At 72.5% G+C, this 15,262-nt stretch carries 14 protein-coding genes; 1 reads left to right on the forward strand and 13 read right to left on the reverse strand.

The window, feature by feature from the left end; all coding sequences use genetic code 11:
* Nucleotides 1-13: 13 nt before the first annotated feature.
* From BLU79_RS27450 to BLU79_RS27495, 10 genes are all read right to left on the reverse strand, one after another.
* Entirely contained in the window at nucleotides 14-634 is a 621-nt protein-coding gene (locus BLU79_RS27450; RefSeq protein WP_256333490.1) for a helix-turn-helix domain-containing protein, read from the reverse strand.
* A 77-nt stretch (nucleotides 635-711) separates the two neighbouring features.
* Entirely contained in the window at nucleotides 712-2,091 is a 1,380-nt protein-coding gene (locus BLU79_RS27455; RefSeq protein ID WP_093908601.1) for a YyaL domain-containing protein, read from the reverse strand.
* Nucleotides 2,092-2,280: 189 nt separating this feature from the next.
* Nucleotides 2,281-3,216 (reverse strand): NADP-dependent oxidoreductase, encoded by a 936-nt coding sequence (locus tag BLU79_RS27460; RefSeq protein ID WP_093908602.1) that lies wholly within the window; start codon nucleotides 3,214-3,216, stop codon nucleotides 2,281-2,283.
* An 8-nt stretch (nucleotides 3,217-3,224) separates the two neighbouring features.
* Nucleotides 3,225-3,641, reverse strand: coding sequence for a nuclear transport factor 2 family protein (locus BLU79_RS27465; protein WP_093908603.1), 417 nt, complete (start codon nucleotides 3,639-3,641; stop codon nucleotides 3,225-3,227).
* A complete protein-coding gene (locus BLU79_RS27470) occupies nucleotides 3,638-4,714 on the reverse strand; it encodes a methyltransferase (RefSeq protein ID WP_093908604.1) in 1,077 nt (358 codons plus the stop codon). The genes BLU79_RS27465 and BLU79_RS27470 overlap by 4 nt, the downstream gene beginning before the upstream one ends.
* Nucleotides 4,715-4,734: 20 nt before the next feature.
* A complete protein-coding gene (locus tag BLU79_RS27475; RefSeq protein WP_177001195.1) occupies nucleotides 4,735-5,886 on the reverse strand; it encodes an acyl-CoA dehydrogenase family protein in 1,152 nt (383 codons plus the stop codon).
* Between the two features lie 58 nt (nucleotides 5,887-5,944).
* The gene (locus tag BLU79_RS27480; RefSeq protein ID WP_093908606.1) at nucleotides 5,945-7,861 is read right to left on the reverse strand and encodes a flavin-containing monooxygenase; all 1,917 of its coding nucleotides are present in this window, start codon (nucleotides 7,859-7,861) and stop codon (nucleotides 5,945-5,947) included.
* 59 nt (nucleotides 7,862-7,920) lie between these two features.
* Nucleotides 7,921-8,430 (reverse strand): flavin reductase family protein, encoded by a 510-nt coding sequence (locus BLU79_RS27485; RefSeq protein ID WP_256333491.1) that lies wholly within the window; start codon nucleotides 8,428-8,430, stop codon nucleotides 7,921-7,923.
* A 13-nt stretch (nucleotides 8,431-8,443) separates the two neighbouring features.
* Nucleotides 8,444-9,673: a ketosynthase chain-length factor gene (locus tag BLU79_RS27490; RefSeq protein ID WP_093908607.1), complete on the reverse strand. Its 1,230-nt coding sequence runs from the start codon at nucleotides 9,671-9,673 to the stop codon at nucleotides 8,444-8,446.
* Nucleotides 9,670-10,938 carry a beta-ketoacyl-[acyl-carrier-protein] synthase family protein gene (locus BLU79_RS27495; RefSeq protein ID WP_093908608.1) on the reverse strand — a complete coding sequence of 423 codons (1,269 nt, stop codon included), beginning with the start codon at nucleotides 10,936-10,938 and terminating at the stop codon, nucleotides 9,670-9,672. Before BLU79_RS27495 ends, BLU79_RS27490 begins: the two co-directional genes overlap by 4 nt.
* A 309-nt stretch (nucleotides 10,939-11,247) precedes the next feature.
* Between BLU79_RS27495 and BLU79_RS49245 the strand changes: the two genes are divergently transcribed.
* Entirely contained in the window at nucleotides 11,248-12,552 is a 1,305-nt protein-coding gene (locus tag BLU79_RS49245) for a helix-turn-helix transcriptional regulator (protein WP_256333492.1), read from the forward strand.
* Between the two features lie 118 nt (nucleotides 12,553-12,670).
* Here the strand turns inward: BLU79_RS49245 and BLU79_RS27505 are convergent, their stop codons facing one another.
* From BLU79_RS27505 to BLU79_RS27515, 3 genes are read right to left on the reverse strand one after another with little or no spacing between them, the layout of a single operon-like run.
* Nucleotides 12,671-13,051, reverse strand: coding sequence for a lipocalin-like domain-containing protein (locus BLU79_RS27505; RefSeq protein ID WP_093908610.1), 381 nt, complete (start codon nucleotides 13,049-13,051; stop codon nucleotides 12,671-12,673).
* On the reverse strand, nucleotides 13,038-13,835 hold the full coding sequence (locus BLU79_RS27510; RefSeq protein ID WP_093908611.1) for a cyclase family protein: 798 nt from the start codon (nucleotides 13,833-13,835) through the stop codon (nucleotides 13,038-13,040). The genes BLU79_RS27505 and BLU79_RS27510 overlap by 14 nt, the downstream gene beginning before the upstream one ends.
* Entirely contained in the window at nucleotides 13,832-14,677 is an 846-nt protein-coding gene (locus BLU79_RS27515) for an aromatase/cyclase (protein WP_093908612.1), read from the reverse strand. The genes BLU79_RS27510 and BLU79_RS27515 overlap by 4 nt, the downstream gene beginning before the upstream one ends.
* Nucleotides 14,678-15,262 lie beyond the last annotated feature (585 nt).

Genomic DNA, 15,262 nt, shown 5'->3' on the forward strand with positions numbered 1-15,262 from the left:
GCAAAAGCGCCGGTCAGCGCAGGCCGTTCCCATGGGTCCGCGCCACGGTCGTGCCGCCGGTCCCGGGCTGCACCCGCGGCACACTCACCACGATGTGCACCAGGCTCTCCCCGTCCAGCGACTCGTACACATGCGGCCGGTCCCCCGGGTACCGCACGAAGTCACCGGACGACAGCTCGACAGGGCTGTCGACCGGCCCGACCCTGACCCGGCCGCTGATCACGTACAGGTGCTCCAGGGTGCCCACGGGATGCGGCTCGGACACCCGGCCGGCGTCCCCTGAGCCCTCCGCGCCCTTCGCGATCCGCACCAGATAGTTCTCGATGACACCGGACCCGTACACATGGTCCAGGGACCGGCTCTCGTATCCCCCGTGCTGCTGCCAGACGACCTCGTCGGCGCGCTGCACGGTCATCACCTGCTCGCGCTCGGCCACCAGCCGGGTCACCGGCACGCCGAGCGCCTCGGCGATCGAGAACAGCGTGTCCACCGTGGGATTGCCGGTGCCCTGCTCCAGCTTGGACAGCGTCTGCTTGGCCAGCCCCGCCTGCCGGGCCAGTTCGGCCAGGGAGAGGCCCCGCTGCTCTCTGAGTAGGCGCACATTGCGCGCCACCACGCTGTTTCCTGAGGACACGGCTCCACTGTAAGCGGGCCCGCGATCGGCATCCCGGGCCCGACGGCCGTTTCAGCCCGCAACGGGTTGGCGCGCGTTCAGACCCGCAACGGGTTGAAGCGCGTCGCAGCCATCAGGTACCAGGCGGTCGCCCCCGTGTGCCGGTACGGGTAATAGCCGAACCCGAACCCGGTGTCGAGCGGACTGCTCGCCGCCACGACCCCGGACCGCCCGGGCAACGCCCGCCCTCCCACGCTCTGTCCCGCCCCGAGCAGATCCTGAGCCCGCTCGATGGACTCGACCAGCCGCCGGGCCCGCGCCTCGTCCCCCCGCCCCTGCCGCTCCCGCAGGGCGAGCGCGAGATGAGCGGTTCCCTCGAACCACACGCCGTTGCGGTCGGGCCTGGGCTGGGAGTCGGCGATCGGGGCGTCCTCGTTCGCGAGGAGGCCGGCGGAACTGAAGGTGACACCTTCGTACGACTGTCCCGCCGGCACCGTGCTGTTGCGCCGCCCGGCGTGGTCGAGGACGGCCAGCTCGCGCGCGGCCCAGTCCAGCGAGGAGGCGTGCGCGCGGGAGTCGAGGGCGAGGTGGGTCCAGGTCTGGGTGTCCTCGGGGACGGGGGATGTGTTGATGCTGATGCCGTCATTGGTCCCGGTGTAGAAGAACCCGCCGTCCGCTTCCCACATCCTCTCGACGAAGGCGCGGGCCCGAGCACGCCGCTCCAGCCACACCCGGTCCCCGGTGAGCCGGGCGAGCCGCCCGAACAGACAGATCAGGTCGGTGTTGTGCTCGGTGGAGGTGAAGGGAAGTCTCTCGTTCGCACCGTTGACGCCGAACTTGTAGCCCCCGAGGGGTTCGTCGGTACGCCCGTTGTGCTCGATCCACTCCCCGATCCGCACGGCACCGTCGAGGAACCGCCGCTCGCCCGTCCGCCGGGCCAGCGCACTGAGCGCGATCCCGGCCCAGGCCATGTCCCCGACGGCCGTCCCCGTGAACCCGAACTGCGTGCCGACGTTGGCGCTGCCGTCCGCCCGCACGAACCCGTCCGGCTGCACCGAGCCGTCGTAGAAGGTGTACGGCCCGACGTTGTAGGCCTGCCGAAGCCGGCCGTCGTCATGGGCCGGGTCGTGCTGCTGCGCGTACAGCAACGCGTCCCCGAGTACGACGGCCCGGGCCCGCCCGTCCGCGTTCCGGACGGCGAGGTGGGCGAGGATCGCGAGGGCGTTGTCGTAGGTGAAGGCGGTGCTGAAGAGGCCGGCCTGGTCGGTGTAGCTCTGGGCGAGGCGGATGGTGCCGTGGTCCGGGTAGGCGTCCATGGCGGCGGCCAGGAAGGCGTGACCCCGCCGCCGGGCGGAGCCCACTCCGGCGTGCGCCGCGCCCGCCCCGGCCGCGGTGAGCATTGCGGCGCCGACACCGGCCCCGATGAGTGTGCGCCGACTGAACGCCGGGCCTTGCCTGTCGTCGGTCATGCCGGTCATGGGTCTCCCTCACCGAACCTTGAGAGCGCTCTCAGGAATGCGGGCTCATTCTGCTGGTGCGGGTGACGCGGGTCAACGCTCTTGAAGCGGGGAGCAGTTGGCGGGAGACCCCGGAGGGGGTGGCGTAGAGGGGTGGCCCACAGGAATGCCCGGCTGGGCGCAGCCACCCCGGTGGGCCACGCCCGGCCGTCAGGCCGCCCTCAGCACCACCTTCCCCGGCAGCGTGCCCGCCTCCAGCAACCGGTGGGCCTCGGCCGCCCGCGCCAGCGGCAACGCTTGGGCGATGTGCGGGCGCAGTCGTCCGGAGTCGACGAGGTCGGCCAGGGCCGTGAGGCCCACGTGGTCGGGTTCCGCGGTCACGCCGTGGAAGGAGAGGCCGCGTGCCTCTGCCCGACCGGCGAGGTCCGCGTTGCGCATCTCGACGATGGTCACGAGCGCGCCGCCCGGCCGCAGGACGTCCAGGGAGCGCTCGGCGGTCTCGCCGCCGACGCCGTCCAGGACCACGTCGACGTCCTTGACCTCCTCGGTGAAGTCCCGTGTGCGGTAGTCGATCACCTGGTCGACGCCGAGTTCGCGGACGAAGTCCGTCTTGGCGGTGCTCGCCGTCGCGATCACCTCGGCGCCCCGGGCCTTGGCGATCTGCACCGCGAGATGACCGACGCCGCCGGCCCCGCCGTGCACCAGCACCCGGGTGCCGGTGCCGACCAGCCCGGTGTCGGCCAGCGCCTGCCACGCGGTCAGCCCGGCGAGCGGCAGCGCGGCCGCCGTGCGGTGGTCCACGGTCGCCGGTTTGCGGGCGAGCTGCCGGGAGGGCGCGACGGCGTACTCGGCGTAGGCGGCCGCGGCACGCGGGATGTACGGCATGCCGTACACCTCGTCCCCGACGGCGAACCTGGTCACGCCCGGGGCCGTCTCCATCACGACGCCGGAGATGTCCCAGCCGACGGTGAAGGGCGGGGTGCCGAGCAGGGGCAGCGTGCCCGAGCGGACGAGGGCGTCGATCGGGTTGACGCCGGCCGCGTGGACGCGGACCAGCACCTCGTTCAGGCCGGGGCGGGGCCGGGACACCTCGGCCGGTTCCAGGACGTCCGGGCCGCCGAAGGCGCGCTGGGTGACGGCCTGCATCAACGCGCTCATCCGGCGTCCCCGGCCGCCGCGTCCTCGATCATCTCGTCGAGGGTCGAGCCGTCCGGCACGGCCTGTCCGACGTCCCAGTGCTCGGCCAGCCGGCCGTCCTCGATCCGCCAGATGTCGACGACCACCGAGGGGTGCGCGCCGGGCGCCGCCCTGGCCACGCTCTGCGTCCACACCTGGTCGTCCTCGGCCACGATGCGCCGCACGGTCAGCGAGAACTCGGGCATCACGGAGGCGGCGGCCGAGAACGTCTCCACGGTGCGGTCCCGGCCGGCGCCGACGCCGTGGTGGTGGTTGACGAAGCCCTCGGTGAGGAGTTCCCGGGCCCGGTCGAAGTCCTTCTCGTTGTAGAACAGCCGGATGTACTCGGCGACGAGTTCCTTGTTGGCCTTCAGCTGTGCCTGCGCGGAGGTCATTCCTTGACTCCTACCACGATCGAGTCGGGTCCCACGAGGTGTTCCGTCCAGGCACGGGCGAATCCGGCCTCCCGCATCCACTCCTGGCACTCGGCGCCGGTGTAGCCGAAGCCGCCGTCCGTGACCGCGAGCATGTTCAGGCTCATGAGCAGCGCGAACGCGTTCTCGGAGCGCTCGTCGTCGATGAGGGTGTCGTACACGACGACCGCACCGCCCGCGGGCAGCGCCTCCCATGCCCTGCGCAGCAGGAGCTTCTTCCGGTCCAGGTCCCAGTTGTGCAGGATGTGGCCGAAGGTGAGCACATCGGCCTTGGGGAAGGGGTCGGTGAAGAAGTCCCCGCCGGTGAAGCGGAGGCGCTCGCCGAGGCCGTGGTGTTCGGCGTACTCCGTGAACACCGGCTCCGCCTCGGGCAGGTCGAAGCCGGTGCCGGTCAGGTGCGGGTTGGCGAGCAGCACCTGCGTGACCAGGTCGCCCTGGGCGGTGCCCATGTCGGCGACCGTGGCGTAGTCCTCCCAGGGCACCTGCCGGGCGATGCGCAGGTTGGCGCGGTGGCTGATGCCGGTCATGGACGCGAGGAACTGCTTCAGCCGGGCCGGGTCGGCGTACAGCGCGTCGTAGGTGTCCTTGCCGGAGGCCTTCGACTCGTCCTGGGAGAGGCCGGTGCGCAGCACGTCCGTCAGGTGGTTCCAGATGCCGAACAGCCGGGAGTTCGCCATCTCCAGCAGCGGGGCGACGGTCCCGTAGCCGGGCTTGGCCCGGTCCAGGTGGGCATCGGTCTCGGGTGTGTTGTGGTAGACGCCGTCCACGCGGCGCAGGAAGCCGAGGGCGACCAGCGCGTCGAAGAAGTCCCGGGCGCCGCGCGGGTGCAGGCCGAGCCTGTCGCGCAGCTCGACCGCGTCGGCGGGCCTGCCGGCCAGTTCGGTGAAGACGCCGATCTCGACGGCGCTCAGCAGGGTCTTCGACGCCTCGAAGGCCAGCGCCGTCTCCATGATCCGGTCGGCGGACGGGGTGGTGGGGTCCAGTGGGGCGGTGGTGTCCAACGGGGTGGTGGTGTCCAGCGGCGGGCTCGTCATGTGCGTACTCCTTGATGGCGTCAGGCGTCGGTGGCGAGGAGGGCGCGCGCGTAGTGGTGGGCGGCGGGCTCGAACTGGAGGGCCTGGTGGGTGGCGACCGCGTTGACGTCGTGCCAGAACCGCTCCAGCGGACCGTGGGCCGCCTGCCCGCCGGTGCCCGCGCCGCGGAAGATCCGGTTGACGGCGGTGACCAGCAGGTCGACGGCGAAGGCGCTGTCCCGCACGTTGCGCGCCACCACATGCGGGGTGAACGGCCCTTGCGCGTCGCCCAGTTCGGCGATGCGGGTGAGCAGCAGACGGGCGCTGTCGATCTCGGCGGCCGAGCGGGCCAGGGTCATCTCCTGGCTGGCCAGCGTGCCGCCCGGTCCGGGCAGGCCCGGCGTGGGCGACACGTCCTTCAGCTTGCCGCCCAGGTAGCGGGCGAGCTCGGCCAGCGCGCCCTGGGCCGCGCCGAGGGCGGGGACGACGAACGTCAGGCCGTTGACGGCGGCCAGCGGGGCGATGGGCGTCTCGGGAGTGTCGACCGGCCGCCCGCCGAACACCGCGTCCCGGTCGACGATCCGGGCGGCCGGTACGAGGACGTCGTCCAGGACCACGGTGTTGCTGCCGGTGGCCCGCATGCCCACGGTGTCCCAGGTGTCCTCGACCGAGACCGCCGACACGGGCACCGCGACCAGCTTCAGCCGCGGTCCGCCGGCCCCGGGCAGTCTGGCGCAGACGACGACCCAGTCCGCGTACTCCACGGCGCTCATGTACGGCCACCGGCCACTGACCCGCAGCCCCGAAATGCCGGAGGCCTGCGTCGCCTCGCCGAACGGCAGCACCGAGCAGACGAACGCGGTGTCCGGCCCCTCGGCCCAGAACTCCCGCTGCCCGGCCTCGGGGAAGCACGGCACGAACCGGGGTGTGCTCGCGAACAGCGAGGCGCACCACGCGGTCGCCGGGCACGCCTCGCCCAGGGTCGCCACCGCGGCCAGCAGGTCGGTGAAAGTCCCGGCGGCGCCGCCGTACCGGGTGGGCACGAAGTGCCGCATGAAGCCGGCCTCGCGCATCGCCTTCACCAGGTCGGCGTCGATCCGCCGTCGTTCGGTCATGGCCGGGGCGAGGCCGGCGGCCGTGTCCGCGATCTGCCGGGCGGCCTCGGTCAGCCGGCCGGGCGTGGTGTCCACCATGGGTCCGGTCCTCGATTCGCAGGGACGCCCAGCGGCGTCGGATGACGTGTCTGACAGGTCAGATGACATGGAGGTCGTCGGGGTCCGCGCGGCGGGTGCGGGTCCAGTACTCGACGGCGGAGAAGGGCCAGTTGGTGGAGGAACGGCCGCCGTCCTTGTACCAGCCGCTCACCTTCGACCAGACCCAGGCACGGTCGGCGCTCGCCGCGTCGACCCACGCGTTGTAGTCGTCGTGGACGTCCTCGCGGACCTGGGCCGCGTCCGCGCCGCGCGCCAGCAGCAGCCGGATCACGTCGACGACGTACCGGGTGGCGCACTCGGAGAAGTAGACGATGCTGCCGCCCTGTCCTACGAGGTTGGTGTTGGGCCCGTACAGGCAGAACAGGTTGGGGAAGTGGGGCACGCTGATGCCGAGGTGGGCGCGGGGCGCCCCGGCCCAGTGGGTGTGCAGGTCGAGGCCGTTCTCCCCGGTCACCTTCATCGGGGTGAGGAAGCGGGAGGCCTCGAAGCCGGTGGCGTACACGATGACGTCGACCGCGAACTCCTCGCCGTCCGCGACCAGTCCGTGCGGGGTCTCCCGCGCCACGGGGGCGGTCACCAGCGTCACGTCGTCGCGCTTCAGGGTCGCGAGCCAGACGCCGTTGTCCCGCAGCACCCGCTTGGCGCCGACCGGATAGGCGGGGATGACCTTGTCCCGCAGCTCGGGCGCGTCGGTGAGCTGAGCCTCCATGGACTGCAGCAGGGAGGCGCGGAGCTGTTCGTTCAGGGCGGAGATGGCGCGCTCGGTGGGCGGGTGGTCGTGGTCGACGATCCAGCCGTCGAGGATGCCGCGCAGACCGGGCGCGAACAGCCAGAAGCGGTACCACTGGGTGTAGTACGGCACATGCTCGAACAGCCAGGCCGCGCTGTCGGACACGGGCTCGTGGTAGTGGGGGGTGGGCCGCAGCCAGGGCGGGTTGCGCTGGAAGAGGATCACCTCGGAGGCGACACCGGCGAGTTCGGGCACCAGCTGGTAGGCGCTCGCGCCCGTGCCGACCACGGCGACCCGTTTGCCCGCGAGGTCCACCGAGTGGTCCCAGGCCGCGGAGTGGAAGGCGGGTCCGGTGAAGCTGCCGAGCCCCTCCACGGCGGGCAGGGCAGGGCGGTTGAGCTGGCCGACCGCGGTGATCACGGCCCGGTGGGTCACCGTGCGGGTGGCGCCGCCGGGGCCGCGCAGGGTGAGGTGCCAGCGCCGTTCGGTGTCGTCCCAGCGCAGCTCGCGCACCTCGGTGCCGAACCGGACGCGCTCGGCCACGCCGGACTCCTTGGCGAACGCGCGCAGATACTCCAGGACCGTCTCACTGCGGCAGAAGTGGTCCGGCCAGTCGGTGCTGGGCGCGAAGGAGTAGTTGTAGAGGTGGCTGGCCACATCGGTACGGCAGCCCGGGTAGGTGTTCTCGAACCAGGTCCCGCCGACGTCCTCGTTCTTCTCGTACAGCACGACCGGCACGCCGGCCTGGGCGAGCCGGTGGGCGGCCAGCAACCCGCTGAACCCGGCGCCGATCACCGCCACGTCGAAGTCGGCGCCGGGGCTCAGCTCCTCCAGCGTCCAGTCCGGCGCCTTGGGGTCGTCCTCGGGCAGGGCGATCTCGTCGGCGAGCAGATCCAGCAGGTCGCCGGTGTCGGACCCCATGGCCCAGGTGGTGATCGCCCGCAACAGCTCCGGGGTGGGCCGCTCGGGCGCCCGCCTTTCGGCCCGCCACCGCGCCAGCGCCGCCAGGGCGACACGGCGGGCCTCCTCCTGCTGTACGGCGGTGAGGCCGCCCTGCGGCTGGAACAGCCAGCCCGGCGCGCGCAGGTCGTCGCGGAGCACCGAGGCGTCCCCGGTCAGGTGGGCGACCGTCATCAACAGGGCGGGGAGCTCCGCGCCCGCCGCCAGATGGCGGCGCAGGGTGTCGTCGTCGGGAATCGGCCGCAGCGGCCTGCTGAACGCCATGTGCGTCACCTTCGAAGGCAGAGGGTCATGGGAACTGGGCAAGGCGGCAATTCGGCGACTCAGCAACTCAGCGCGGCGAAGCGGCGGTTGAAGTAGACGGCCGGGGTGCCGGGCTCGGTGGTCCGGGTGTCGACGACCTTGCCGACGACGATCACGTGGTCGCCCGCGTCGTGCAGCTGGTCCACCAGGCACTCCACGACGGCCAGGGCGTCGTCGACGACCAGCCCGCCGCGGGGCGTGCGCACCAGCCCCCCGCGCCGGAACTTCTCCTCGTCGGAGGTCGCGAACCGCTTCGCCAGGTCGGTGTGATGCTCACGCAGCACACTCACCGCGAACTCCGCGGCCCGGGCGAACGCCGGGAAACTCCGTGCCGACTTGGCCACGCACAGCAGGACCAGCGGCGGATCGAGGGAGACCGAGCAGAAGGAACTGACGGTCAGCCCGTGCGGCAGCCCGCGCTCGTCACACACGGTGGCGATGGCGACGCCGGTCGGGAAACGGGCCATGACCTCCTTGAAGCCGTCGGTGATCGCGACGACCTCGCCGAACCGGTCGGCCTCCGTGCTCACTTGCCCGAACCCCTCAGTCATCGCGCCCACCCCTCGCACCCCGCACCACGACCGCCGAGTTGAAGCCCCACCTGCCGCGCGCCAGCACCAGCGCCGCCCGCACCGGGGTCTCCCGCGGCGCGCCGCGCACCAGGTCGATGCCGTACTCCTCGGGCACTTCGTCCGTGCCGTAGGTCGGCGGGATCACGCCCTCGCGTACGGCGAGCAGCGCCGCCACCACGTCCAGCGGGCCGCCGCCGGAGCACAGGCGGCCGGTGAGGGCCTTCGGCGCGGTCACCGGTATCCCGTGCGGGCCGAAGAGGCCGCTGATCGCCTCGGCCTCGGCGCGGTCGAGGTCGGGGGTGCCGGCCGCGTCCGCGAACACCACGTCGATGTCGGCGGGCGTCAACCCGGCGTCGTCGAGGGCGAGTTCGGCAGCACGGCGCAGACCGGGCGGGCGGCCGGTGCCCGGGGCGGGGTCGAAGGTGCTCGCGTACCCGGCGATCTCGCCGTACACCTGAGGGGCGCCGCGCTCGGCCGCCGTGGCCGCGTCCTCCAGGATGAGGATCGCGCCGCCCTCGCCGGGCACATGGCCGCTCGCGTCGCTGCCGAACGGCAGGTACGCCCGCGCCGGGTCGTCGGACGTGGTCAGCCGGCCGCCGGCGATCTGCGACACCCAGCCCCACGGGTCGAACGCCGAGTCGACGCCGCCGGTCACCACCATCGGCGTGCCGCGCCGGACCGTACGCCGGGCGTGCCCGATCGCGTCCAGGCCGCCGGCCTGCTCGGTGACCAGGGCGCTGCTGGGGCCGCGCAGTTGGTTGCGGATGGAGATCTGGCCGGTGTTCACCGCGTAGAACCAGGCGAACGACTCGTACACGCTCACCTTCTCCGGTCCCCGCGACCACAGCTTGTGGAACTCGCGGTGGGTGAACTCGAAGCCGCCCTGCCCGTTTCCGGTGACCACGCCCATGTCGTAGTCGGCGTAGGTGCCCGGCTCGATCGCCGCGTCGGCGAGCGCCCGGTCGGCCGCCACCAGCGCGTACCGGGTGGAGACGTCGGTCTGCGGAAGCAGCCTGCCGGGCAGGTGGGCGGCCGCGTCGAAGTCGCGGATCTCGCCGGCCAGCCGCACCGGGTAGCGGGAGACGTCGAAGCGGCTGAGGACGCCGATGCCGCTGTGGCCCCCCAGGGTGGCCTTCCAGTACGGCTGCGGGCCGGTGCCGTTGGGGGCGATCAGGCCGACGCCGGTGACGAGGACGCTCATGCGGCACCTCCGGGTACGTGGCGCAGCACCATGGCGCTCTGGAAGCCGCCGAAGCCACTGCCGACGGTCAGGACGTTGCGCAGCCGCCGCTCGCGCGCGGCCAGCGGCACGTAGTCGAGGTCGCACTCGGGGTCCGGCTCGTGCAGGTTGGCCGTCGGCGGCACCACGCCGTTGCCGATGGCCAGCGCGGACGCGGCGATCTCGATCGAGCCGATCGCGCCCAGCGAGTGGCCCACCATCGACTTGATGGAGCTGACCGGGGTGCGCCGGGCGTGCTCGCCCAGGCTGCGCTTGTACGCGGCGGTCTCGTGGCGGTCGTTCTGCTTGGTGCCGGAGCCATGGGCGTTGATGTAGTCGATGTCCGTGGCGTCGGTGCGCGCCTCGTCCAGCGCCGAGCGGATCGCCTCGGCCATCTCGCGTCCGTCCGTCTTCAGACCGGTCATGTGGTACGCGTTGCAGCGCGTGGCGTAGCCGGTGATCTCGGCGTAGATGTGCGCGTCACGCCGTACCGCGTGCTCGTACTCCTCGACCACGAACATCGCGGCGCCCTCGGCGAGGACGAAGCCGTTGCGGCTGCGGTCGAAGGGGCGCGAGGCCCGCTCGGGTTCGCCGTTGCGCGGGGTGGTCGCCTTGATGGCGTCGAAGCAGGCCACGACGATCGGCGTGATGGGGGTGTCGCAGGCACCGGCGAGTATGACGTCCGCGCTGCCCTCCTGGATGAGGCGGCAGGCATGGCCGACGGAGTCGATGCCGGAGGTGCAGCCGTTGGAGACCATCGCCACCGGCCCCTCCGCGCCGACCGTCCAGGCCACCTCGGCGGGCATCACACTCGGCACCAGGTAGTCGAACATGTGCGGCGACAGGTTGGCGGGGTCCATCAGCCAGTCACGGCCGCTGTCCGACAGCACCAGATACTCCTGCTCCAGGCTGGTCGCCGCGGCCACCGCGCTGCCCAGGCTCACCCCGATCCGGCCCGGATCCAGCTGCTCGAAGCCGAGCCCGCTGTCCGCGACCGCGTCCCGCGCGCAGACCACGGCGAACTGGGAGGCGCGGTCCATCCGCCGGATCTCCAGCGGGGTCAGGCCCTCCAGTACCGGGTCGAAGTCGGCCTCGCCGGCGATCTGCGACCGGTACGGCGAGGGATCGAAGAAGGAGATGCGGCGGATGGCGCTGCGTCCGGAGGTCAGCAGTTCCCAGAAGGCCTTCACGCCGTTCGCGCCGGGTGTGCGCACTCCCATGCCGGTGATCACCGTTCGGCGGGTCATCGCGTCCCGCCCGTCGTCCGAGCTGCTGCTGACTCGCTCACCCTGTGGCCCCCTTTTGCGCCGAAGCTGTGGGCGTACGGCGGTGTGCCGTGCGCCGTGCCGACGATGGCCGATGCGGCTCTACGGACCGCTGGGAAGGCGCTGGGAGGATGGTGGGAGGACGGCCCGGACCGGCCGGGCAGGCGGCCGGGCAGGCGGCCGGGCAGGACGGTTTGCCGCACGGGTTTCCGTTCGGACTACCCGAACGGCTAGTGGCGACTGTCCAGTTGGCGAGTGCGGGCCGAGCCCGTGGCCCGTAGCATGAAGAACATGGCATTTCGGGACTGGGGGGACCCGCAGCGTGCCCTGTCCGTGGCGGCGGCGCTGATGCAGGCACCCCTCAAGCAGGTACTGTCCACCCTGTCCGACGCACTCACCGACCTCGTACCGCACCACGCCGTGGTGATGCTGACCGGCGACTGCCCCAAGTCGGCGACCTGGAGCCATGGAGACGCCGAACTGACCGAGGCGGTCACCACGGCCGAGATGGCCCAGCTCGCCACCCACGTCGACATCGGCCGGCCCCGGTTCGACCGGGCCCCGCTGGCGGGCGCGCTGCGTCCGGTCCTCGCGGTGGCCTCCGCGCCCCCCGGTTCGGCGGGCGCCCTGCTGGCCCTGCTGCCGACCGGGGACACCGCGCCGGAGCCCCATGTGCAGTCACTGGTGCAGCAGTTGTGGGACCTGGCCACGCTGCGGATCATCGCCCTGTGGCCCAGCGCCGTCCCCGTGAACCAGGCGGCTCCCTGGATGGCGAGCAGCGAACGGGCCCGGATCACAGCCGATCTGACGGACTCCCACGCCGCGACGCTCACCACGCTGCTCGGCCTGCTGCGCAACCGCAGCCTCGACGACGGCACCGCGCGGCGCACGGCCGTCGACCTGGCGGTGTCCTCGCTGATCGAGCTGCGCTCGCTCGGAGAGGGCGAGCGGCTGCCGGGTGAGGAGACCGCCCAGGAGGCGTTCGGCCGGCTCACCGACATGCTCGGACTGCTGTCCCGCTACGGCAACGTGGAGCTGGAGTTCTGCGGGCCCACCGGCGAGGCGGCGCAGCGGGTCATCCCTCCGGTGATCGCGCAGACGGCGCGGACGACGGCCCGCGGCACCGCGCTGACCATGCTGGAGCAGGGCGGTGTCAGCCGGATCCGGGTCAGCTGGCACGTCGAGGACGGCGAGCTGCGCACGATCATCCGGGACGACGGCCCGGGCTCCCTGGCCGGCGACGCACTCGCCGTGCACCGGCTCGCCGACCGGGCCGCCGCCGTCAGCGGTGCCGTACACGTCGACGCCGTGGCCGGCTGGGGCACGATCGTCACCATACGACTGCCCCTGACCGCACCTGAGCGCCAGCGCAACGACCCGCTGGGCGACCTCAACCCACGCGAGCTGGACGTCCTGGAACAGCTCGTCCAGGGCCATCGCAACCGAGCCATCGCCGAGCGACTGCGGATCAGCGAGCACACGGTGAAGTTCCACGTGGCGAAGATCCTGAAGAAGCTGGGCGTCAACTCGCGGGGCGAGGCGGCGGCGCTGGCCCTGGCGGCGGGGTTCCCGGCGTCGCTGGCGTTGACGTCGTAGGAGCAGGAGCAGGAGCGGGAGCAAAAGCAGGAGCAGGGTGTGAAGGCCGCGACCGTCGTCCCGGGGTCGCGGCCTTCACGCATGTGGTGGCATCCAGATCCCCCCGGGGGGCAGCGCCCTACCCCCGGTCCCTGCGCCAGACCAGCACCCGGCGGCGTTCCGCACCCCCGATACGGGTGCGGGCGTGCAGGGTCAGGTGGTCGTTCTCCAGGGTTGCTTCCCGGGTCTGTTCGGTGTCGACCCAGTCGGGGCGGGGAGTGACCTCGATGCGGTGGACGACCTGGGAGCCGTTCAGGCGCCAGGTCCCGGCGTAGCCCATGTACGGGACGGGGCCGGGGTCCGCGCCGCGCATCATGTTCACCGAGACGTGGCCGTCCCGGGTGTAGATGAGCCGGCCGCTCGGCTCGGCGCCCAGCGGGCCCCGGGAGGTGGCGCCGGTGTCGTCCAGTTCCTCGAACGACACCAGCCGCCACACCCCGATCAGGTCATCGCCCCGCACCGCGGCCCGCTTCCTCCGGTTCCGTCGGTTCCGTCGGTTCCTCCAGGAGCGCCACCACCCGGGTCCAGCCCGCGCCGGCGCCCTCGACCGCCACCGGGAAGCACACCACCGTGAAGCCCGTCGCCGCGGGCAGCGTCGCGAGGCCCGCGAGCTTCTCCAGCTGGAGGTACTCCCGGGTGCGCCCGTACACGTGGGCGGGCCACAGCGCGCCCTGGTCGCCCGTCCTGCGGTAGTCCTCGATCATCGACCGCATGGGCCGGTCGAGCCCCCAGGCGTCGATGCCGATGACCCGGACCCCGGCCTCCACCAGGAACCGCGTGCCCTCCCCGCTGAGCCCCGGATACTTCGTCAGGTACTCGGCGGAACCCCACAGTTCGTCGGCGCCGGTCCACAGCATCACGATGTCGCCGGCCCGCAGCTCGTGCCCGGCCTCCCGCAGCGCCCCGCGCAGATGGTCGACGGTGATGCCGTCACCGGGCGGCACATGCCGTACGTCCAGCCGTACGCCCGGCCCCAGGCACCACTCCAGCGGGACCTGGTCGATGCTCTTGGCGGGCCTGCCGCCGCTGAGCGGGCCGTAGTGCAGGGGCGCGTCCATGTGCGTGCCCGTGTGGGTGGTCAGGGTCACCGTCTCGTTGGAGATCGCCATCCCGTCCGGGAAGTCCTCCGGCGTCAGCCCGAGCACGGTGGCGCCGGTGCGGTGGTCCAGGAGCTCCACGGTGACCGGCGTCGCCTCGCTCGGCGTGTGCCGGGTGACCACGCTCAGGTCGACGATGCGCGTCACGCGGCCGAGCCCTCGCCGGCGAGCTTCTCGGCCTCCTCCTTGACCGCGCCGAGGTCGGCCACGCTGTTGCGCTCCACGGCCGCCTTGATCATCTCGTCGGCCTTGTCGTAGGTGAACTTCCCGGCGACCAGGCCGTCCGCGTCGGGGTCGCGGGGCTTGAAGTCGTGCGTGAGGACCAGCTGGGTGGTGTGCTCGTCGATGGACAGCGCCCGCCACTCGCCGCCCATGTAGCCCATCATCGGGGCGTTCTCCAGCTGCCGGTAGGCGATGACGTGGCGGTCGGCGTCGATGTCGCGCCGCGAGATCCACGACTGCACCTCGCCGTTGACGTCGACGACGAGCCGGGCGATCTGGTGCCCCGGCGACTCCTCCAGGATCGTGACGTCCTCGGTGGGCGGGAAGATGCGGGCGTAGCCCTCGACGTCGACCAGGACGTCCCAGACGGTGGCGACCGGGGCGTCGACGGTGACGGTGTGTTCGGTGTGGTGCATGGGGCTCTCCTTCGTGAATCCGGGCGCGGCGAGGCCGAGCAGTTCGTCGTGGTTGGCGTAGGCGGCGTCGTACTCGATCCGGGACCGCCAGGCGTTGATGTGCTCGTGCACGGGCGGGAGCTCCGAGAAGGCCCGCAGCGCGTCGAGGTCGCGGCACACGAACTGGGCGACGGCGTTCGCGGTCATCCCCCGCGCGTGGTCGTCCACCGGCAGGCGGTGGTGCGGCCCGTACCCGAAGTGCGTGACGAGGCCCGAGCCGAGCGCGAGCTTCTCCAACTCGCTGAAGAACTGCTGACGTTGACGCTCGTCGACCGAGTCCGCGAACCGGTAGACGAGGGTGTGGATGATCACGGGTCTCCTCCGAGGCGCACTGGAAGCGGCAACGGGGGACAGCGTCCCGGCGGCGCCTCTCGGGCGGCTGGGAGACCGCTGGGAGCGGGGTCACCCGGCGCCAGGCACCTCCAAGCGCCGGACAAGAGATCCCCGGGCGGTGACAGCGAGGCTCCCGGCCTGCCAACCCATCGTGCCGAGCCGAGCCGAGGAGCAACCAGGATGGCCCCGACGCCGAGTCAGAATCCACCGCGTACGACGACTTCCGCACCGCCGGACAGTACGGCGCCGCTGTCCACCGCGCGGGGGGCTGCCGCCGGGGAGAACCGGGCGTCGTCCGGGGGCGGGCGGGGTGCCGGGGGCGGGCGGGGTGCCGGGGGCGGGCGGGGTGCCGGGGGCGGGGCCTCACGGGACGCCGGGAACGCAGGGGACGCCGGGACCGCACAGGGTGCCGAGGCCACACGGAACGCTGGGGCCACACGGAGCTCCGCTGCCGAGGCCACGCGCGCCGCAGAGAACCCCTCCCCCCGGCCCACAGCCGCACAGGACACCGCTGCCGAGACGAAGCGAGCCGTCGTGGCCACGCGGGCCGGGGAGAACCGGGCG

This window comes from Streptomyces sp. cf386 (genome assembly GCF_900103585.1).
Lineage (GTDB): Bacteria > Actinomycetota > Actinomycetes > Streptomycetales > Streptomycetaceae > Streptomyces.